The sequence below is a fragment of the Mycobacterium sp. genome, from assembly GCF_044370595.1.
Classification (GTDB): domain Bacteria; phylum Actinomycetota; class Actinomycetes; order Mycobacteriales; family Mycobacteriaceae; genus Mycobacterium.
In genome coordinates this window covers 1-21,163 of the sequence record NZ_JBILVF010000029.1, presented here as the reverse complement: position 1 = coordinate 21,163, position 21,163 = coordinate 1, and the positions used below count along the sequence as shown (strand labels likewise).

The 21,163-nt window shown below is 68.4% G+C and carries 18 protein-coding genes; all 18 read right to left on the bottom strand.

Annotation, left to right across the window (positions count from 1 at the left end; translation table 11 throughout):
* Nucleotides 1–66 precede the first annotated feature (66 nt).
* Complete coding sequence (locus ADBZ5N_RS06450; protein ID WP_526256661.1) at nt 67–1,434, bottom strand: TIGR01777 family oxidoreductase; 1,368 nt, start codon at nt 1,432–1,434, stop codon at nt 67–69.
* Nucleotides 1,435–1,456: 22 nt separating this feature from the next.
* Nucleotides 1,457–2,209 carry a hypothetical protein gene (locus ADBZ5N_RS06445; protein ID WP_526256660.1) on the bottom strand — a complete coding sequence of 251 codons (753 nt, stop codon included), beginning with the start codon at nt 2,207–2,209 and terminating at the stop codon, nt 1,457–1,459.
* 68 nt (nt 2,210–2,277) lie between these two features.
* Nucleotides 2,278–3,039, bottom strand: coding sequence for a DivIVA-like cell division protein Wag31 (gene wag31 / locus ADBZ5N_RS06440; RefSeq protein ID WP_526256659.1), 762 nt, complete (start codon nt 3,037–3,039; stop codon nt 2,278–2,280).
* A gap of 197 nt (nt 3,040–3,236) precedes the next feature.
* Nucleotides 3,237–3,527, bottom strand: coding sequence for a YggT family protein (locus ADBZ5N_RS06435; protein ID WP_526256658.1), 291 nt, complete (start codon nt 3,525–3,527; stop codon nt 3,237–3,239).
* Nucleotides 3,528–3,624: 97 nt separating this feature from the next.
* Nucleotides 3,625–4,326, bottom strand: coding sequence for a cell division protein SepF (locus ADBZ5N_RS06430; RefSeq protein ID WP_526256657.1), 702 nt, complete (start codon nt 4,324–4,326; stop codon nt 3,625–3,627).
* Nucleotides 4,327–4,403: 77 nt separating this feature from the next.
* Nucleotides 4,404–5,168: a YggS family pyridoxal phosphate-dependent enzyme gene (locus ADBZ5N_RS06425; RefSeq protein ID WP_526256656.1), complete on the bottom strand. Its 765-nt coding sequence runs from the start codon at nt 5,166–5,168 to the stop codon at nt 4,404–4,406.
* Between the two features lie 4 nt (nt 5,169–5,172).
* Complete coding sequence (gene pgeF, locus ADBZ5N_RS06420) at nt 5,173–5,880, bottom strand: peptidoglycan editing factor PgeF (RefSeq protein WP_526256655.1); 708 nt, start codon at nt 5,878–5,880, stop codon at nt 5,173–5,175.
* 36 nt (nt 5,881–5,916) lie between these two features.
* Complete coding sequence (gene ftsZ / locus ADBZ5N_RS06415) at nt 5,917–7,155, bottom strand: cell division protein FtsZ (RefSeq protein ID WP_526256654.1); 1,239 nt, start codon at nt 7,153–7,155, stop codon at nt 5,917–5,919.
* A 217-nt stretch (nt 7,156–7,372) separates the two neighbouring features.
* Nucleotides 7,373–8,419: a cell division protein FtsQ/DivIB gene (locus ADBZ5N_RS06410; protein ID WP_526256653.1), complete on the bottom strand. Its 1,047-nt coding sequence runs from the start codon at nt 8,417–8,419 to the stop codon at nt 7,373–7,375.
* Between the two features lie 3 nt (nt 8,420–8,422).
* Entirely contained in the window at nt 8,423–9,886 is a 1,464-nt protein-coding gene (gene murC / locus ADBZ5N_RS06405; RefSeq protein WP_526256652.1) for a UDP-N-acetylmuramate--L-alanine ligase, read from the bottom strand.
* Complete coding sequence (murG, locus tag ADBZ5N_RS06400; protein ID WP_526256672.1) at nt 9,883–11,025, bottom strand: undecaprenyldiphospho-muramoylpentapeptide beta-N-acetylglucosaminyltransferase; 1,143 nt, start codon at nt 11,023–11,025, stop codon at nt 9,883–9,885. The genes murC and murG overlap by 4 nt, the downstream gene beginning before the upstream one ends.
* Nucleotides 11,026–11,048: 23 nt before the next feature.
* Nucleotides 11,049–12,668, bottom strand: coding sequence for a putative lipid II flippase FtsW (ftsW, locus tag ADBZ5N_RS06395; RefSeq protein ID WP_526256651.1), 1,620 nt, complete (start codon nt 12,666–12,668; stop codon nt 11,049–11,051).
* 4 nt (nt 12,669–12,672) lie between these two features.
* Nucleotides 12,673–14,148, bottom strand: coding sequence for a UDP-N-acetylmuramoyl-L-alanine--D-glutamate ligase (gene murD / locus ADBZ5N_RS06390; RefSeq protein WP_526256650.1), 1,476 nt, complete (start codon nt 14,146–14,148; stop codon nt 12,673–12,675).
* Nucleotides 14,148–15,227: a phospho-N-acetylmuramoyl-pentapeptide-transferase gene (gene mraY, locus ADBZ5N_RS06385; RefSeq protein WP_526256649.1), complete on the bottom strand. Its 1,080-nt coding sequence runs from the start codon at nt 15,225–15,227 to the stop codon at nt 14,148–14,150. The genes murD and mraY overlap by 1 nt, the downstream gene beginning before the upstream one ends.
* On the bottom strand, nt 15,224–16,699 hold the full coding sequence (locus ADBZ5N_RS06380; protein WP_526256648.1) for a UDP-N-acetylmuramoyl-tripeptide--D-alanyl-D-alanine ligase: 1,476 nt from the start codon (nt 16,697–16,699) through the stop codon (nt 15,224–15,226). Before ADBZ5N_RS06380 ends, mraY begins: the two co-directional genes overlap by 4 nt.
* Complete coding sequence (locus ADBZ5N_RS06375; RefSeq protein ID WP_526256647.1) at nt 16,696–18,273, bottom strand: UDP-N-acetylmuramoyl-L-alanyl-D-glutamate--2,6-diaminopimelate ligase; 1,578 nt, start codon at nt 18,271–18,273, stop codon at nt 16,696–16,698. Before ADBZ5N_RS06375 ends, ADBZ5N_RS06380 begins: the two co-directional genes overlap by 4 nt.
* Nucleotides 18,274–18,401: 128 nt before the next feature.
* Complete coding sequence (locus tag ADBZ5N_RS06370; RefSeq protein ID WP_526256646.1) at nt 18,402–20,270, bottom strand: peptidoglycan D,D-transpeptidase FtsI family protein; 1,869 nt, start codon at nt 20,268–20,270, stop codon at nt 18,402–18,404.
* A 68-nt stretch (nt 20,271–20,338) separates the two neighbouring features.
* A partial coding sequence (gene ftsL / locus ADBZ5N_RS06365) for a cell division protein FtsL (protein ID WP_526256645.1) occupies nt 20,339–21,163 on the bottom strand: 825 nt, incomplete at its 5' end.

The following is a 21,163-nucleotide window of genomic DNA, read 5'->3' as shown; positions in this document are numbered from 1 at the left end:
TCGTGCCCGAAGTGGGCCAGCCATGCGCGGGGCTAAAGTCATCAAAACTGATCTTCCGGCAGCGATTTAGAGCACGCCGGGCGCGGGATCGTGGCCGAGTTGGTGGGCCAGGGCGTCCTCGACGGTGGGCTGGCGAAACCGGTGCGCCAACGCCAGCAGGGCCGCCGGGGTGACCCGCTGGTCGGCCTCGGCAAGTTCGACCGCACCTTGCTTGCCTAGCAGGATCCGCGGCCCGAACGACGGCACCGGAAGCAGTGCGGGCCGCTTCAGGGTCGAGGCCAACGCGCGGGTGTAGTCCTCATTGCGGACCGGGTTGGGCGCCACGGCGTTGACCGGCCCGGCCAGCCGACTGTCATAGATGGCCCGGTAGTAGATGTCGAGCAGGTCGTCGATACCGATCCAGGACAGCCACTGCCGCCCGCTGCCCAACCGCCCACCGAGTCCCGCGGCGAACAATGGGCGCAACAGCTTCAAGGTGCCGCCTGCGGCGGACTGGACGATCCCGGTACGCACCATCACGACCCGTCGGCCGGTGTCCGTCGCGGGCGTGGTGGCCGACTCCCAGTCAGCGACCACGTCGGCCAAAAATCCCTGCCCGCGGGGGCTGTTCTCGTCGAGCAGGGTGTCGCCGCAGTCGTACCCATAGAGGCCGATCGCCGAGGCGCTGACGAACACCCGAAGTCCCGGGGTGGTGGCCGCGACTTCCGCCAGCCGTCGGGTTGGCTCGATGCGCGATTCGCGGATGGCCCTGCGATGTGCCTCGGTGAACCGTCCCGCGATGGACTCCCCGGCCAGATGCACCAGTGCGTCCACGCCGGAGAGTAGATCGCTGGCAGGATTCGTTGGATCCCAGCGTCGTTCGTTCGCGTTGGCGGGTTCCCCGCGCACCAGCCTGATCACCCGATGGCCGCCGGTGGACAGGAACGCCGACAACGCCGTGCCGACCAGTCCGGACGAGCCGGTGATCGCAACGACGAGTTGTCCGGCCCCCGCCGCGGCAGCGTCGCGGTGGGCGGCGAGATCCTCGGCCAGTTGGCGGTGCCGGTAGGCGAAGGTCGACCGCAGTGCCAGTCCGGGCACGGTGGTGTCGACCTCGTCGTGCACCCGGGTTCGACCCGGGCCGGCCGCGCTGAATCTGTGGATGTGCCGCCACCACCCGATGACCCGGGGCGGCATCGTCATCAACCCGTCGGAGGACAGTACGTCGACGAACTGGTGGGGCGGGTCGTATCCTGCCGGGTCGTGCTGGGCGACCCACCGCAGGCCGCCCGGCAAGCCGAGGATCGCTGTTCCATCGGCCAGCGACTCGGTCTCCTTGACCACCCGCATCGGCTGCCATGGCGGTACGAGTCGGCGCATGGCTCCGGGGCGGGTGTGCCAGGCGAACACCTCGTCAAGCGGATGATCGACGATGCTGGCGTACTGGATACCCATCAGGCCCTTTCAGGCACCCGGATCAATGGCCACGGGGTTCGTCAGTGGCCTCGGGATCCTGCGCCTCGATGTACTCGGTGCCCTCAGAGTACGTGTACACGGTGTCGGCGCTTCCCTCGGCGCTTACGACGTAGCGGATCTCAGTAGCCGCGGTCTCTGCGTCCGCGTCCGGTCCCTCCTCGGCGGTGTCGATGATGTACGCCTCGGTTGCGTCGGACTCGTCGGACTGCTCAAACGCGTCATCAATGACGATGAGGTCGGTGGCGCCGTCGTCTTCGATGGATTCCTCAGTGACCACGTGGATAGCGGCTTCCTCAGCCGGTTCGGGGAACTCGGCTTCATCGTCGCTGGGCAAGTCGTAGTCCGGTTCGTCGTAGACCAATTCGTCGGGATGGTCCTCGGCGGCAATCGGCGAGGCTTGCGCGGAAACCTCTGTGTCGTATTGGGTCGCCGCGGAAACCTCTGTGTCGTAGTGGGTTTCCGCGTCGGCGACATCGAGATCTTCTTCAGCCGTCTCGATGAACTCGATTGCGCCGACGGGTTCGATGCTTTGAGCCGGCTCGATGACTTCGGTGGTTTCAACCGCCGAAGGATCGGCGGCAACGGCTGGCAGAACCGTCCGGGAGCGCTCCCGGATCGCGTCCACGACCAGAGTCAGGATGCCGAGGCCGCTGGCTCCGATGCACACCCACGCGACGACCTCGTTGCTGGTCACCACGGCGGTGATCAGGGCCGCCAGGCCGATCACCGCAAAAACCAACGCGACGATCAGCATGGGTCAGCTCTCCACTGGGTCGGGCGTTGATTCGAGGTCCTCACCAGCGGCTCCCGGCAGGCACCCCGTTAGTACTGGGTGTAGCCGACGTCGCCGGTGTCCACGGGGGCGGCCGAGCCGCGTTGACCCAACTCCTCAAGCTGGGACTCCAGATAGGTCTTCAACCGGGTGCGGTACTCCCGCTCGAAGGTCCGAAGCTGCTCCAGCCGGCCCTCGAGGACGGACCGCTGCTGGTTGATCGTGGACATCACCTCAGTGTGCTTGCGCTCGGCGTCGGCCTGCAGGATGTCGGCCTTCTCCTGAGCCTGGCGCAGCTGGGATTCCGACCGGCTCTGGGCATCGGCCAGCATCGCGTCGGCCCGCTGCCGGGCCTCGTTCACAGTGGTGTCGGCGATATAACGCGCCTCCGAGACGATCTGCTCGGCGCTGGCGTGCGCGTCGGAGAGCAGCTTGTCCGACTCTGCCCGCGCCGTAGTGGTCAGCCGGTCGGCGGTGTCCTGAGCCAGGCTCAGCACCCGTGCGGCCTTGAGTGCCTGATCCTCCGCCAGCTCGGTAGTCTCGACCACCGTCTGCACCACGACAGGTTCCGGCTGCGGCTGATAGAGCGGGATGGCTTGGGTCGCTTGGATAGCACTAGACCGCGCCGCGACCAACTCGGAGTCGAGTTCACTCACGCGTTGCCGCAGGTCGGCATTCTCCTCGACAAGCCGGGCAAGCTCGCTCTCCACCAGATCGAGGAAGGCGTCAACCTCATCCTCGTTGTAGCCACGTTTGCCGATGGGCGGCTTGCTGAACGCCACATTGTGCACGTCGGCCGGTGTGAGTGGCATTATTGCCCCTTCCAATCTGGGACTCCTGGTTAGGACCGTCCTGCAGTGTAGAACGAGTTACTGGTCGTTCCGAACTGTAACTGGCGTCCATCCTGTCACACCAGACGCGCCGGTTACAGAGTTGCCTCGAATTAAGAACGATTTTCAGAGATTCGCCAGCAGCCCCGAAAGTCGGCGCCTCCCCGAGTTTCGCGGCGTTACGCCGCTGCCCCGAAGGCCAACTGCATGCCGAGGAAGGCCAGCAACAGCAGCACCATGATCGAGAAATCCAGCCGCACCGCACCGATGGTGAGCTGCGGAATAACCCGACGTAACAACTTGACCGGCGGGTCGGTGAGGGTCATGATCGCCTCGAGGACCACCACCGTCGCGCCGCGAGGATGCCAGTCCCGGCTGAAGGACCGGATGAACTCAACGACGATGCGGGCGATAAGGAGCAACCAGAACACGAAGAGCGCAAAGCCGACAATCTCAAAGAACGGCTTCACCTCAGGCTGGTCCTTTTCATCACGGCGCGGTCGGACTGCGGCGCCAGGGTAAACCGGCGCGCAGTCAGCCTACCTACTCCAGCGCCCGGCCCGGCGCTCACTGATAGCTGTAGAACCCAGCCTCGGCGATCCGGCGGCGCTCCTCAGCAGTGACGTCGACGTCGGCCGGCGCGAGCAGGAACACCTTGGTGGCGACCTTGTCGAAGGATCCGCGCAAAGCGAAGGCCAGACCGGCGGCGAAGTCGACGAGCCGTTTTGCGTCGGCGTTGTCCATGGAGACCAGATCCATGATGACCGGCTGGCCATCCCGGAAGCGCTCGCCGATAGTGCGGGCCTCGTTGTAGTCCTTGGGGCGCAGCGTGGTGATCTTCGACAGCGGGCTGCCTTCTTCGAACAGCACGGCCATCCGGCGCGGATCCATCGCCAGGGCCCCGCGGGTTGAGCCACGGAGTGCGCCGAAGCGAGCGGCGTGCGGACGGTCGAACTCGCGGCCGCGGAACCGCGGCTCTTCGGAATAGCCGGCCGTGCGGAATCCGCCGGTGGTGGCCGGGTAGTCGGCCTCATGGTCGTCGTACTCGCGTCCCATCCGGGGATCGTCGTACCGTGCGCTTGCGCGGACATCGTCGTAGCGGCCTGCGGCCCGCGGATCCTCGTAGCCTTCATCGGCGAACCGGTCGTTGCGCCGAGAGAAACCGCGACCCCGGCCGGTGTCGCGCTCATCGTCCTCGTAGTACTCATCGTCATAGTCGTCCATCGGCGCCATGCCGAAATAAGCCTTGACTTTGTGCAGAGTGCTCATCCTCGTGACCCTTCTAAAGCTGAGTAGGTGTCTGTGGTGCTAGTTGTTCGTGATGAACCTGTGACTGGAGTGACTACTCAGGGAGACGTTAGAGGACGTTTGCCCATCAGCGCCGTACCGACACGCACACACGTTGAACCGTGTCGCACCGCGACTTCGAGGTCGTCGGACATGCCGGCCGACAGTTCAGTGGCTCCCGGGTGGGTGCGCTGGATCCGTCGATGCTCCTCGGACAGCGCAGAAAAGGCGGCATCCGGGTCGGCGCCCAGCGGCGGAACGGCCATCAGACCGACCAACTCCAAGGCCTGCGAGTCGGCAACTTGAGCACAAATCCGGTCGACGGCGGCGGAGTCGGAGATGTCGACCCCGCCGCGGGTGGTGTCGCCGTCAAGGCTGATCTGGACGAACACGCGCAGCGACCGACTGCGGTGGCCGTCCCCGATCGCGTCCGCGGCGGCCCTCCCCAGCGCCTCGGCCACCCGGTCGGTCGATACCGAATGGACGGTGTCGGCCCAGGCCGCAATGCTTTTGGCCTTATTGCGCTGAATCTGACCGACCATGTGCCAGTGGGCCGGAACCGGTTCGCCGGATCCGGCGATCAGCCGGTCCAACTCGGCGATCTTCGCCGTAGCCTCCTGCTCGCGGGACTCCCCGAACGCCCGGCATCCCAACCGCCACAGGATGGCGACGTCGGTGGCCGGAAAGAACTTGGTGATCGGAAGCAGCATGATGTCCTCGACCGGTCGGCCGGCCGCGTCGGCGGCCCTGACCAACCGGGCGCGCAACACCGCCAGTGCGGCCGTCAACTCCCCCACCCGTTCGTCTGGGACGGCCCCGGTCACGGCGTCACTCCATCCACACCAGCGAGGCCAGTCGCCCGGTCGGATTGTCCCGACGGTGGCTGAACAGGGCGGGGTCTGCTGCGGTACAGCGCGGGTCGATGTCGATGGCCGTCACGCCGGCGGTGCGGAGTTGGCGTGCGATGCCGGCCCTGAGGTCCAGCGCCGGAGTCCCGCGACTGGTGGTGGTCCGACTGCCGGGTAGCCGGGACTCAACGTCAGCCGCCATCTCCTCGGGCACCTCATAGTTGGCTCCGCCGACCGACGGGCCGAGCAGCACCGAAATGTCCGGCGCATGCGCTCCCCGGGCGAGCATCGCCTCCAGGGTGCGCAGCACCACGCCGCTGGCCGCACCGACTCGCCCGGCATGGGCGGCCCCGACCACCCCGGCGCGAGCATCGGCCAGCAGAACGGGCACACAATCGGCGGTCACCACGGCCAACGCCAGCCGCGGCACTGTGGTCACCAGCGCGTCGGTGGCGTCGTAGGGCTTCGTGCCCGGCGCATCGACGACTTCGACGTGGGCGGAATGCACCTGGTTCATCCACACCACATGATCAGCCGGCAATCCGACTGCCGACGCCAATCGGGCGCGGTTGGCCGCTACCGCGGCGGGGTCGTCACCGACGTGGTCACCGAGGTTGAAGGAGTCATACGGCGGTGCCGACACTCCGCCGGACCGGGTGGTGGTGACACGGCGGACGCGGACGGTCACAGTCGTCGAATCCTCCGCAGGCTCTGGTGGGCGCGGTCAGTGCCGCATGAAGGGCGGCACATCGACGTCGTCATCCTCGTCGCCGAAGGGCGATGAGCCGTTAGTGCGCGCCGAGACGGCAGTGAGCGGCTCGAGCGGCTCGAACAGCGGTGAACTACTCACCTGACCAGCGCTGGCAGGGGCGAAGGTGTGGGTGGTGGACACCGTCGGCGGGGGCGGTGTCGGGGCGGCAGCCACTGCGGGGGCTGTCTCGACGGTCTCAACAGCCACGGGGGCGGTGGCCGGGCCGGTGGTGGCCTCACCGATGATGATCGGCTTGCGGCTGGCGCTATTGGCGTCGAAGCCCGCGGCGATGACCGTGACGCGCACCTCGTCACCCAGCGAGTCATCGATGACGGTGCCGAAGATGATGTTCGCGTCGGTGTGAGCGGCTTCCTGGACCAGCGACGCCGCCTCGTTGATCTCGAAGAGCCCCAGGTCGCTGCCGCCGGCAATGGACATCAGCACACCCTGCGCGCCTTCCATCGAGGCCTCCAACAGCGGCGAATTGATGGCCGTCTCGGCTGCCTTGATGGCGCGGCCGTCCCCGCGGGCCGAGCCGATTCCCATCAGCGCGGTGCCGGCACCGCTCATCACGCCCTTGACGTCGGCGAAGTCGACGTTGATCAGACCGGGGGTGGTGATCAGATCGGTGATGCCCTGCACACCGTTGAGCAGTACCTCATCAGCGCTGCGGAACGCGTCCATCAACGAGACATTCGCATCACCCATCTGCAGCAGACGGTCGTTGGGGATCACGATCAGGGTGTCGCAACTCTCCCGCAGTGCGGAAATGCCGGCCTCGGCCTGGCCGGCCCGGCGCTTACCCTCGAAGGAGAACGGTCGGGTCACCACGCCGACCGTCAGCGCTCCGAGTTTGCGGGCGATATTGGCCACCACCGGTGCGCCGCCGGTACCGGTCCCTCCGCCCTCGCCGGCGGTGACGAACACCATGTCCGCGCCGCGCAGCAGTTCTTCGATTTCATCCTTGGCGTCCTCGGCCGCCTTGCGACCCACATCGGGGTCCGCTCCGGCGCCCAGTCCACGGGTGGAGTCCCGGCCGACGTCGAGTTTGACGTCGGCGTCGCTCATGAGAAGAGCCTGGGCGTCGGTATTGATGGCGATGAACTCAACGCCTTTGAGTCCCTGCTCGATCATCCGGTTGACGGCATTCACGCCGCCACCGCCAATGCCAACGACCTTGATGACGGCGAGATAGTTATGCGGGGGGGTCATCGGTGTGGTCTTCCTCCGGTGGTGGGACTGTGCGCCCGGTGGGTGGATGTGTGGCCTGCCCGCGACTTCCCTTGGGAAAACCCTCAACCTCAACCAGAGGCTTAGAGTTATGTCAAGTTGTTCGCTATTGAGAACGGTAGGACCGGTGCGCTGAGGATGTGGGAGGCGCGCCCGCGTGTCGGCCGGAAATTTCCCACCAGGTCTCGTGCCGAGCGACCTACTGAACAGTGGGCAGATCAGGACTGGACACGTCGTAGATGCGACCGGGCTGGGTCAACAGCGCGGCCAGTTTTTCGGCCTTCTCCTGCGTGCGGTCGGTGGTCCCCCAGACCACGGTGCGGCCGTCGTGCAGCGTCAGGGTGATCGACGCCACCGAGGGGGCCGCCACCCGGCCGACCTGCGCCACCACCTCAGGCCGCAGAGCCGTCAACACCTGCAGGGCAGCCCGAGTCGGCGGGTCGGCGGGGCCGGGGTTGTTGACGTCGAGATACGCCAGCCCAGGCGGTGGCGGAGCTGTTACGAAGTCGACACCGTCCCGGTCAAACAGGTGCGGTCCGTCCGGAAAGTCTCTGAACGCCACAGGGATCCGCTCGGAAATGGTGATCCGCACCGCGGACGGATACTCCCGCTGGACTCGGGCACTGGCGACCCGGCGGATGCCGGCCACCCGGTCGGCTATCTCATCGGTGTTCATCTGCAAAAGCGGAGTGCCCAGTTGCACCGCGGCCGCCGCGACGACCTCCTCGGTAGGTACGGCCCCCGTACCAACGATGACCAGGGCCCGGGCCGACATCAGCGGGGTGAAATAAAGGACCAGCCCCAGCGCCACGCTGAGCAGCGAAAGCAGCGTCACCCAGATGAACAGCTTGAGTCCCTTGACGCTGCGGGCCGCGTCCCGGGGCTGCTCGGTACCGATCTGCCCGCGGGCCCGGCGCTTGGCCTCCCGGCGGGCTTGTTCGATCGCCATCGCCCGCTGCTGGGCGGCGCGACGCTCGGCGCGTTCCCGGCGCGCCCGCCGGCGCGGGCCCTCGAGATCGACCACGGCGTCGGCCGCAGCATCAGCCGCGTCGGCGGGACTCGTCGCGTCGGGCGCGGCCTCCGGGCTGTCCGGCGCAGACTCGGCCTCGAAATCGTCGAAACCGTCGAGTTCCTCGTAATCAGCCTCGGTACCGTCGGGGCGGTGCTCTGCGGCGTCAGCAGCCGTATCGGTCTGGCTCTCGGGCGGTGTGACGTCGTCGGCGGTATCGGATCGGTCCGATCTCATCGACTACATCCCCGGCTCACCGGCGCGGGCATTGAGCACCGTGATGATCTCCGGCCCCAGCATGGTGACGTCGCCGGCGCCCATGGTCACGACCACATCACCGGGCCCGGCCACGGCGGCGACTTGCCTTGCCACCGAGGAGAAGTCAGGCAGGTAGCGCACCGGCACGCTGACGTGTTCGGCGATGGTGGCGCCACTGACACCGGTGAGCGGCTGCTCGCGTGCGGCGTACACATCCAGGACGAAAACCTTGTCGGCGATGTCCAGCGCCGCTGCGAAATCGCGCGCGAAAGCTTTGGTACGGGAATACAGATGCGGTTGGAAAACAACGATGCTGTTGCCTCCGCTCGCACTGGGCCGCCCAGCGTGGTCGTGGCGGGCAACGGCGCGAAGTGCGGTAAGAGCGGCACGCACCTCCGTCGGGTGGTGGGCATAATCGTCGAATACCCGCACCCCATTGGCGGTCCCGACCAGTTCGAATCGTCGACGCACACCTTCGAATCCGGCCAACGCGTCCAGAATTTGCTCGACCGGGGCGCCGGCCTCGGCGGCGGCCAGCAGTGCGGCCAGTGCGTTGAGCGCCATATGCCGGCCCGGAACCGCCAGGCGCATCGCCCGCGGGTGGGCTTCCCCGGCCAACTGGATGTGCGCCACCGCCCCGGTTCCGTGCTGTTCCCAGCTGATCAGTTCGCCGGCCAGCCCCGCATTGGGCGCCGGTGCGCTGCCGTATCGCAACACCCGCGCCCCCAGGGCCTCGCTGCGATCGGCGAGTGCGGCGGCGCCGGGGTCATCAGCACAAACCACCAGGGCCCCCCCTGGTTCCAGTCGTCCGATGAACTGGTCGAACACTGCGGTATAGGCCTCTGCGGTGCCGAAGAAGTCGAGGTGGTCGGCTTCGATGTTGGTGACCACCGCCACGTTCGGGCTGTACTCCAGCAGCGACCCGTCACTCTCGTCGGCTTCGGCCACGAACACCTCGCCGCTGCCGTGGTGGGCGTTGGTACCCGCCTCGCCGAGGTCACCGCCGACAGCGAAGGACGGATCAAATCCGCTGTGTTGCAGCGCAACAATCAGCATCGAGGTGGTGGTGGTCTTCCCGTGCGTACCGGTCACCAACAAGGTGCGATTGCCGGCCATCAGCTTGGCCAGCACGGCGGGGCGCAGGATCACCGGGACGGCACGCCGGCGCGCCTCCACCAGTTCGGGGTTGGTCTTGGGGATGGCGGCATGGGTGGTGATCACCGCGGTGGGCCCGCCTGGCAGCAGATCGAGGTTGGCCGCGTCGTGGCCGATGGCGATCTGTGCACCGCGGGCCCGAAGGGCGGCCACGCCACGGGATTCCTTGGCATCCGAACCGGATACCAACGCCCCCCGGTCGAGCATGATTCGGGCGATGCCTGACATTCCGGCTCCCCCGATGCCGACCATGTGGACCCGCTCAAGCTCCGGCGGCAGCGCGGGGGTCATCGACGCGCTCCCCGGCCGGTTCGGGCGACGTCAAGGACGATGTCGGCAATCCGCCGGGCGGCATCGCGGTGGCCGACCCCTGCCGCGGCCGCGGTCATCGCCGCCAGCCGCGGAGCGTCGGTGATCAGTGCCACCACCTCGCCGGCCACATAGGACGGGGTCAGGTCGGCGTCGGCGACCAGCACACCGCCGCCTGCCTGGACCACCGGCAAGGCGTTGAGCCGCTGTTCGCCGTTGCCGATAGGAAGCGGGACGTACACCGCGGGTAGCCCAACGGCGGAGACCTCCGCCACGGTCATGGCCCCGGATCGACAGATCGCCAGATCCGCTGCCGCATAAGCCAGATCCATCCGACTCAGGTAGGGCACCGCGACGTAGGGCGGATCGCCCGGTCGGGGGTCGGGCAGGTCCAGGGTGTTCTTGGGGCCGTGCGCATGCAGCACCGCTACCCCGGCAGCGGCCAGGTCTGCGGCGGCCGCCGACACCGCCCGATTGATCGAGACCGCGCCCTGGGATCCACCGAACACCAGCAGCACCCGTGCATCGCCGGCCAAGCCGAAGTGGGCGCGTGCCTCGGCGCGCAGCGCTGACCGGTCCAGGCCGGTGATCGAGGCGCGCAGCGGCATCCCGACCACCTCGGCGTGGGCCAGGCCCGAACCGGTTACCGCCGCCAGGACCCGGCGGGCCCACCGGGCACCGAGCCGGTTGGCCAGCCCGGCGCGGGCGTTGGCCTCGTGCACCACCACGGGCACCCGGCCCCGCGCGGCGAGGTAGGCGGGCACCGCCACGTACCCGCCGAAGCCCACCACTACGTCGGCGTCGACCGCCTCCAGCACAGCCCGGGTCTCTCTGACGGAGCGGCGCACCCGCATCGGCAATCGGAGCAGGTCGAGGTTGAGTCTGCGGGGCAACGGAACCGGCGTGACCAGCCGCAGTTCGTACCCCCGTTCGGTCACCAGCCTGGTCTCCAGGCCACGCGCGGTTCCCAATGCAGCGATACCGACACCCGGGTGCGCCGCACTCAGCGCATCGGCGACGGCCAGGGCTGGTTCCACATGGCCGGCGGTTCCGCCGCCGGCCAGCACCACCGACACCGCGTCCTGACGCGATCCGTCGACGCCTGAGTCACGGCGACCCACACCGCCGTCGACCCCAGAGACACTCACCCGTAACGCTGACCTTCCAGTACGCGGGACCGTTTGTCCCCGTGCGGCATACCGCCCCTTGCCGTGGCGGCACGCTTCTGCTGCCCGGTGCCGACCTGCTGTCCGGCGCGGCGCGAGGCGCCTCCATCATGCCCCGACCGGCGCGGCGCGCCGTGTACTGTCCCCGCTTTGGCCGTGCGCCCGGTCCGGCCCCGCACCGCCGCACCCCGGGCCGGCTTGGCCGGCTTGGCCGGCTTGCCTGCCTTGGCCGGCGGCCGGGCCGGTTTCCCGGATTCCGCACGGGACTCCAAGCGATCCCGCAGGACCTCCACCCGGCTGGGCAGGTACGGCTCCGGCAGTGGCAAGCGCAGTAGCCGATTCATTCTATCGTCGCGGCCGGCCTGCAGTGCCGCGACCGCATCGGGTTCGTGGCGTGCCGCGTTGGCCATCAGCCCGATCATGAAAAGAGTTGTTGCCGTTGACGTCCCGCCAGCTGAGATCAGGGGGAGCTGAATGCCCGTGACCGGAAGTAGGCCAATCACGTAGCCGACGTTGATGAACACCTGCCCGATCACCCAGGCGGTGGTGGTTGCGGTCAGTAGTCGCAGGAACGGATCGGTGGACCGCCTGGCGATCCGCAGCCCGGTATAGGCGAACAGGCCGAACAGGCACAGCAACCCGAAGGCGCCGATGAATCCCAACTCCTCGCCGATGATCGCGAAGATGAAGTCGTTGTGGGCATTGGGCAGGTAGTTCCACTTGGCCGCGCCCTGACCCAGGCCGTCGCCGAAAACACCGCCGTTGGCCAGCGCGAACTTGGCCTGGCGGGCCTGATAGCCGGCACCCTGGAGGTCAGCGTTGGGGTCCAGCCAGGAACTCACCCGGGCGGATCGGTAGCCCTCCGACACCGCCAGGATCGCCGCCGCGGCAATGGTGGCCAGGAGCGAACTGACGAAAACTTTCAACGGCAGACCGCCGAACCAGAGCAGGGCCAGCAGAATGATTCCCAGCGACACCGTCTGGCCCAGGTCGGGCTGGGCGACGATCAGGGCCAGGGCGATGACCGCCGCCGGGATCAGGGGGACCAGCATCTCGCGCAGCGAGGCCCGCTCCATGCGCCGGGCTGCCAACAGATGCGCCCCCCAGATGACGAAGGCGATCTTGGCCAATTCGGAGGGTTGCATGGACAAGCCGCCGAACACAAACCAGCCCCGGGTGCCGTTGGCGACACGGCCGATGCCGGGGATGAGGACTAAAACCAGCATGACGACCGTCGTGGCAAAGCCGGCAAAAGCCATGCGGCGCAGGAAACGAACGGGCAGCCGCAACGCAATCCAACAGGCGAAGAGCCCCAGGACCGCCCACATCACCTGCCGCACGAAAATGGACCAGGGACTGCCGTCTTCGTCATAGGAATGCACGCCGGAGGCCGACAGCACCATGATGAGCCCCAGGGTTGTCAGCAGGGCCGCGACGGAGACCACCAGATGGAAGGACGTCATCGGCCGGGCCAGCCAGGCACCGAACTGGGCTGGCGGGGCGAATCGAGGCTTGCGAGCCGAGTTCGGCGGTTCACCGGCAACGTTGCCGGTGCGCTCAGCGCCCCGGCGGATGAGCCGGGACCACAGCCTGCCCATGGCGCTAACGGGCCTGGACGGCCTGCGCGAAGGCCTCACCGCGGTCGGCGTATCCGGCGAACTGGTCGAAGGAGGCACCCGCCGGTGCCAGCAGGACCGTGTCGCCGGGGCGCGCGAGGCTTCCCGCCGCGTCGACGGCCTCGGCCATGACCCGACGGCCGAGTCCCGGGCCGGAGGCGTCGATCACTCGAATCCCACCAGTAACACTGGACTCATTTGTCTCATGCACCTCAGCATCCTCCCGCGTCACAACCTGGATCACGGGGACATCGGGTGCGTGTCGCGATAACGCCTTGACAAAGGCACCGCGATCACGGCCGATCACGACCACACCGGCCAACCGGTCGGCGACCCGTGCGACGGCCTGCTCGACCGACGCACCTTTGAGCATCCCGCCGGCCACCCACACCACCCGCGGAAAGGCCAGGATCGACGCCTCGGCGGCGTGCGGATTGGTGGCCTTGGAATCGTCGACATAGTGCACCCCGGCGACCACCCCGACCGGCTCGGACCGGTGTCGACCGACCCGGAAGTCGGCCAGGGCCGATGCGATCGCCGGCGCCGGAACGTCCACCGCGCGCGCCAAGGCTGCGGCCCCGAGCGCATCCAGCACGCCCACCGGCCCCGCCACCGGGATCGAATCGACCCCAGCCAACACCAGTTCCTCATCGAACACCCGGTCCACCAGCATCCCGTCGCGCACACCGAATTCGCCGCGTGCGGGCTCACCCAGCCGGAAACCCGCCTTCACCGGCGCCGCGGCCCGCGGCAGCAGCGCGCTGGCGGCCGGGTCATCGAGGCCGACGACGGCAACCCGGCCATCCAGCGCCCGGGCCTTGGCCGCGGCGTAGGCCTCGAAGCTGCCGTGCCAGTCAAGGTGGTCTTCGGCGACGTTGAGCACCACCCCGGCCTCCGGACGCAACGACGGCGCCCAGTGCAATTGGAAACTGGACACCTCGACCGCCAGGACCTCGGCCGGCCGCGGGAGTACGTCGAGCACCGGTTCGCCGATGTTCCCGCACAGGACGGCCCGTTGGCCGCCCGCGATCAGCATGTCGTAGAGCATCGAGGTGGTGGTGGTCTTGCCGTTGGTGCCGGTCACCACCAGCCAGCGCCTCGGCGGACCGTAGCGGCCGGCCGCATCCAGCCGCCAGGCCAGTTCGACGTCACCCCAGATAGGGACGTCCGCACTCGCGGCGGCGACCAGCACCGGAGCGGTCGGCGGGAATCCGGGGCTGGTCACCACGAGGTCGAACTCGCCCGCGCGCGCGGTCGCCTCGTCGGTGGTGCAGAACTGCACATCGCCGAGTGCGTGGGCGGCGGCAGGGTCGTCATCGCAGACCGAGAGTTGCACGTCCCAGGGTTGCAGCGCGGCCACCACCGCCCGGCCGGTGACCCGCGCACCGGTCACCAGCACGCGGGCTTCGGGCCCCAGCAGTGCCAGATCCGGATGGGCGCCGCGCGCCGGTTGACCGTCCATCAATCACCGATGGCGGTCAGCCACTCGCTGTAGAACAGCGCCACCCCAAGCCCGCAGGCGATCGCGGTGAGCAGCCAGAACCGGATGATCACCGTGGTTTCAGCCCAGCCGACGAGTTCGAAGTGGTGGTGGAATGGCGCCATCCGGAACACCCGGCGCCCGGTGGACCGAAAGGCGATGATCTGGATGACCACCGAGGTCACCTCGGCGACGAACAGCGCGCCGATCACCACTGCGAGCACCACGGTGCGACTGGTGACCGACAGACCGGCGATGATCCCGCCGAGGGCCAGCGACCCGGTGTCGCCCATGAAGATTTTCGCCGGCGCGGCGTTCCACCACAGAAATCCGGTGCACGCCCCGGCGGTGGCGGCGGCGATGATCGCCAGATCCAGCGGATCACGGACGTTGTAGCAGCCCAACTCGGGCGCGGTGGCGCAGGCATTGCGGTATTGCCAGAACGTGATCAGCACATAGGCGGCGCTGACCATCGCCATGGCACCTGCGGCCAGACCGTCCAGGCCGTCGGTGAAGTTCACCGCGTTCCCCCACGCGTTGACCACGACGACCATGAAGAGGACGAAAAGCACGGGAGGTAGTGCGACGGTGGATATCTCGCGGACGTAGGAGAGCTGGTTGGAGGCCGGAGTCAGCCCTTCGGAGTTGGCGAACTGCAACACCAGAATGCCGAACAAGACCGCGACGGTGATCTGCCCGACCGTCTTGGCGGTCTTGTTCAGGCCGAGGTTGCGGGACCGGCGGATCTTGATCAGATCGTCGAGGAAGCCCACCCCGCCCAGTGCGGTGGCCAGCCCGAGGACCAACAACCCGGAGGCCGACGGTCCCATGCCGTCCAGCGCCAGTCCGACCAGATGGGTGCCGAAGTAACCGGCCCAGATACCCGCCACGATGGCCACCCCACCCATCGACGGGGTGCCGCGCTTGGTTTTGTGGCTGGGCGGGCCGTCCTCGCGAATCTCCTGGCCGAATCCCTGCCGGGTGAATAGCCGGATCAGCGCGGGCGTCAGCAGGATCGACACCATCAGCGAGATGAACAGCGCGATCAGGATCTGTCTCATGCGGGCACGTCCAGGAGAGCTTCCGCCAGCGCGCCCAGCCCCGCGGCGTTGGAGGCTTTGACCAACACCACATCGCCGGGGCCGAGCTCGTCGCGCAGCAACTCCAGCGCGGTTTCCACGTCGGGGACCACGACCGACTCCGACCCCCAGGATCCCTCCATGACCGCCCCGTGGTGCATGGCGCTCATAGACCTCCCAGTGCCGACGACGATCAGTCGAGAGATATCTAAGCGCACCGCAAGCCGACCGACGCGGTCGTGCTCGGTTATCGAGTCCTCCCCCAGTTCACCCATCTCCCCGAGCACTGCCCAACTGCGTTTGCCCGCCCCGCGGGCCATGGCGGCCAGCGCCTGCAATCCGGCCCGCATCGAGTCCGGGTTGGCGTTATAGGCGTCGTTGATGACGGTCACTCCGTCGGATCGGGTGTGGACCTCCATCCGGTGCCGGGATGCCGGTGCCGCCCCGGCCAACGCGTCGGCCACCTGCTGAAGGCCGGCGCCGCACTCCAGGGCCACTGCCGCCGCGGAGAGTGCGTTGGAGACCTGGTGTTCGCCGTGCACCGCCAGGGCGACCGGCACCGCCCCGCCGGCGGCCCGCAGGGTGAAACGCGGGCGGGCGAGTTCGTCGAGTTCGACGTCCTCGGCCCGCACATCGGCTGACGCGGAGCGGCCCACGGTGACGACCCGCGCCGAGGTCTGGGCGGCCATCGCCGCAACAACCGAGTCGTCAGCGTTGAGCACAACCACCCCGGAAGACGGGACGGCTTGCACCAGTTCGGCTTTCGTCGTCGCGATCACCTCGCGGGAGCCGAACTCACCCAGATGAGCGGTGCCGACGTTGAGCACCACCGCGATGGCCGGCGGCGCGATGGTGGCCAGTGCGGCGATGTTGCCGGGGTGCCGGGCCGACATCTCCAGCACCAGGTAGTCGGTCTCCCGGGTGGCCCGCAACACCGTCCAGGGGTGGCCCAGTTCGTTGTTGAACGAACCGGGCGGAGCCACCACCTCCCCGAGTGGCCGCAGGACCGCCGCGATCAGGTCCTTGGTTGAGGTCTTGCCGGAGGATCCGGTGATCCCCACGATCCGAAGGCCGCAGTCCACCAACTCGGCGGCCACCGCTGCGGCCAGTTTGGCCAGCGCCGACAGCACCGCGGCACCTGAACCGTCGGTGTCGTGTTCGAGCACACCGGCGTGGGCGTCGGATGCCGCGGCAGGCGGGACGACGATGGCCGGCACCCCCACCGGGCGGGCCGCCAGGACCGCCACCGCACCGGCGGCCACGGCACCCGGGGCGAAGTCGTGGCCGTCGGCGCGGGCGCCGGGCAGCGCCAGGAACAACCCGCCCGGCGTCACCGCGCGGGAGTCGAACTCCACGGTTCCGGTCACCCGGGTGGCCGCCGCGTCGGCGGGGCTGATGTCGGCGAGGTGGCCGCCGACGATGTCGGCGATCTGAGCGAGGGTCACATCGATCACTGTGCGGTCCTCTCAGCGATCATGTCGGCGATCTCGTCGATGGCGGCGGCCAGCTCCTCGCGATCGTCGAATGGCCGGGTCTGCCCACCCCCGGTTTGGCCGCTCTCATGCCCTTTGCCGGCGATCACCACCACATCACCGCGGCGGGCCCAGCCGACGGCGTGGGCGATCGCGCGCCGGCGGTCGCCGATCTCGACCACCTCGACGACCTCCGCCGTCGTGCCACGGTAAGCCCGCCGCGCCCCGGCGACGATAGCCGACCGGATCAGATCCGGGTCCTCGTCGCGGGGGTTGTCGTCGGTGACGACCACCAGGTCGGCAAGTTCGCCGGCCACCTCGCCCATCGGCTCGCGTTTGCCGGGGTCGCGGTTACCGCCGGCGCCGAAGACCACCGCCAGCCGCCCATCCGGGCGGCGCAGGGTCTCCAGAACCGCGCGCAGCGCCCCCGGCTTGTGGGCGTAGTCGACCACCGCCAGGAAGTCCTGCCCGCGGTCGACGAGTTCCAGCCGGCCGGGTACGGCGGCGGTGCGAAGACCGGGCGAGGCCTGCTCGGGAGAGACACCGACGATGTCGAGCATGGCCAGTGCCAACAGGGCGTTGGCGACGTTGTACCGGCCAGGCAGCCGGATTCCCAATCGGTGGTGCACGCCTGCCGGGTCGACGGCGGTGAACTCCTGTAAGCCGCTGTCGAGCGCTACGAAATCCTCGACGGTCCAGTCGGCGGGGTGCCCCTCGGCGCTGACCGTCACCGCATTGCCGGCCCGCAGTGCCATCGCCCTGCCGGATTCGTCGTCGACGCAGACCACCGCGCGGTGGGCATGCAGCGGTGAAGCCGGATCGAACAACTTGGCCTTGGCATCGAAATAGGCCTCCATTGAGGGATGGAAGTCCAGGTGGTCCCGGGAGAGGTTGGTGAAACCGCCTACCGCAAAACGGATTCCGTCGACCCGCCCCAGTTCCAGAGCATGACTGGAGACTTCCATCACCGCGGTGTCGACGCCTCGTTCGGCCATCACGGCCAGCAGTGCCTGCACGGCCGGGGCCTCCGGCGTGGTCAATGCGCTGGGCACATCCGAGCCCGCGATCCGGACCCCGACGGTGCCGATCATGCCCGCGGTACGTCCGGCGGCCCGCAGGCCGGCTTCGATCAGATGGGCGGTGGTGGTTTTGCCGGAGGTGCCGGTCACCCCGAGAACGACGACCCGGTCCGAGGGATGCCCGTAGACATCAGAGGCCAGTACGCCCAGGACGGATCGGGGCGCCGGGTGCACCAGCACCGGGAGCGGCGCAGGATCACCGAGCAGGCGGTGGATCACCGCGACCCCGGTTGGGTCGGTGAGCACTGCCGCCGCCCCCGCCGCCACCGCTGGGCCGCTGAACTCGGCACCGTGGACGGTTGCGCCAGGCAGTGCGGCGAACAGATCCCCCGGCGCGGCATCCTGGGCGCGCAGCGTCACCCCGCTGATCGGCACCTCCGGGACGGCGATGCCGTCGGCAGGTCGGGCGTTCACCCTGGCCGCCAGCACCGACAACGCCAGCCCGGGGACCGCGACGGGCCGCAGGACATTGGTCACCGCCGGTCACCTCCGCCTTCTCAAGCCCCCGCCGTCTCCAGCCCGCCGTCTCCAGCCCGCCGTCTCCAGCCCGTCGTCATCCAGCCCGGTGGCTAGCCACCCTACCGAGGACCATCGCGCGGATAAGGTCAGGTGGCTTGCAGCATCAACGGCGGGCCGGGGTCCGGCGAGAGGGGGACGTTCTCCCGCTGCATCAGCCAGCCCGCGATGTTGTGGAACAGCGGGGCGGCGGAGTGACCGGGCGAACCGTCGGCGTTGCGCGACGGCGCGTCCATCATCAGACCGATCACGTAGCGCGGATCGTCCGACGGCGCCATCCCCGCGAAGGTGATCCAGTAGACGTCGTCGTAATAGCACCCGCAGGCCGGGTTGATCTGCTGGGCGGTGCCGGTCTTGCCGGCCATCTGGTAACCCGCCACCGCCGCCGCGGGTCCGGTGCCCTGCTGGATTCCCATTGGGTCCCGCTGAACGACTGCGCGCAACATATTGCGCACGGTGCGCGCGGTCTCCGGGGAGACCACCCGGATTCCCTCGGGTTGCTGCTCTTCGGCCCGGCTGCCGTCTGGGGCGATGACGGCCTTGACGATCCGCGGCGGGATTCGCAGACCGTCATTGGCCACCGCCTGGTACATGCCGGCCATCTGCAGCAACGTCATGGAAAGTCCCTGCCCGATCGGCAGATTGGAGAAGGTGCTGCCCGACCACTGGTCGATGGGAGGAACAATCCCGGCGCTCTCGCCCGGCAGGCCGACTCCGGTCCGCTGCCCAAGGCCGAATTTGCCGAGCATCTCGTAGAAGCGTTCCGGCCCCAGCCGCTGGGCCAGCATCAGGGTGCCGACGTTGGAGGACTTGCCGAATACACCGGTGGTGGTCAGCGGAATCACCCCGTGGTCCCAGGCGTCACCGACGGTGACCCCGCCCATGTGGATCGAACCGGGTATCGAGAGCACTTCGTCGGGGTTGGACAGCCCGTACTCGATGGCCGAGGCTGCGGTGACGATCTTGTTGACCGAGCCGGGCTCGAACGGTGAGGTCACCGCCAGGTTGCCGATCTGGCGGTCGGACTGACGGCCGATGTCCTGACTCGGGTCGAAGGTGTTGTCGTTGGCCATCGCCAGCACCTCGCCGGTCTTGGCGTCGAGCACCACGGCGGAGACGTTTCGGGCACCGGAGGCGTCCCGGGCGAGCTGGACCTGCTGCTGAACGTAGAACTGAATGTCGTCGTCCAGCGTCAACTGCACCGTCGAGCCGTTGACCGCCTGGTGGCGGTTGCGGTAGCTACCCGGGATCACCACCCCGTCGGAGCCGCGGTCGTAGGTGACCGAGCCGTCGGCGCCGGCCAGCACCGAGTCCATCGAGTCCTCCAAGCCCAGCAGACCGTGGCCGTCCCAGTCGATACCCCCGACCACATTGGCCGCCAGTGAGCCGCCCGGATACTGCCGCAGATCCTGACGTTCGGCACCCACTTCCGGGTACTTGTCGGTGATGACCGCCGCGACACCGGGGTCCACAGCGCGGGCCAGATAGACGAAAGTCTCGCTACTACGCAGTTTTCTGAGCACCGTCGGGGCATCCGGCTTGTTGTTGAGCGCTGCGGCGACGTCGCGGGCGATGTCGGCCAGCCGCTGGTCCGGATCCGGCGCAGACGGCGCTTTCTGCCGGGCCTCCGCCAACTGTTTGCGGATCTTGGCGGGCTGGAAGGTCAAGGCCCGCGCCTCGGTGGTGAAGGCCAGTTTGTCGAAGTTGCGGTCGACGATGGCGCCCCGCACCGCCTGGTCCACGTCGGTCACCTTCAACTGGCCGGCCGCCTGCGCGCGCAGGCTCGCCGCGCTGGGCACCTGGAGGTTGAACAACTGGGCGGCAGCGAGTATCAGGGCGGCGAATATGACCATGCTGCCAACCCGCACGCGGTAGCCGAATGACGATGTGCCCGAGAGGGTTTTGGTCACAGTCCTGACCCGGCGGGCATTGGCCGCATGGCCCTGACCGCCGGTCATGGGCGGGGGCGAGTCGTGGACGCGTCGCCGCTGGCGGGATCGGGGCCGCGACTGGGGTTTACCGCGGCTCAATGGTGTGCCCCCACCACAGCAGGCCCGATTGCACCATCAGTCACAGAAGTCACAGGAGGCACAGCAGCCACTGTAGGTACTGGCGGTACTGCAAGCGGGGCAAGAGGGGTTCCCAGCGTGTCGCCAACCGGTCCTGGCGGTAGCGGCGGATCCACCGGCGCCAATCCCGGTCCGGGCAGCGGCAACAGCGGCAGCGGACCCGGTGGTGCCGCTCCGGCGTTGCCGTGGACGCTAGCCGGATTCGGCGGTACCGGGCGCAGCACTGGGACCTCCACCTCGGCGCCGGGCTTGGGGGCCGGCCCCGAAGCCGGGCCGGGTTTGGGCGGCATGACCGGGTTCTCATCGGGAAGTTTGAAGTTCAACGGTGGCGGCGGGACGCCCTCCGCGGGCCTTGGCTGCCCGACGACGACCCAGTTGCCAGCCGGATCCTTGACCAGGTGAGCGGTGTCGCGGGATGGGATCATCCCGAGGTTGCGGGCAGCATCGGCCAGTGCCGGGGCGGACTGGGCCTCGAGGACATCACGCTCGAGGGCTTCCTTCTGCTGGGACAGGGCTTCATTGAGCTCCCTGGCACTGCTGAGTTGATAGGACCGTTGCGCGGCGTCGGTGGACAGCCACAGGGTGATTCCCAGACCGACGGCAAGCGCGCCGATCACCAGCACGACAAACGGGATCTTCGCGATCAGTGTGCGCGGGCTCAGGTCGATTCTGGGGATCCGGGCCAGCACCCGTTCCCGCAGCGGTGGACGGATTACTTTCGGTGCCTTGGCCTTCCGGGCCTTGGCGCGCGCCTTGGCCTGGCGGGCGGTCTTTGGCCGGAC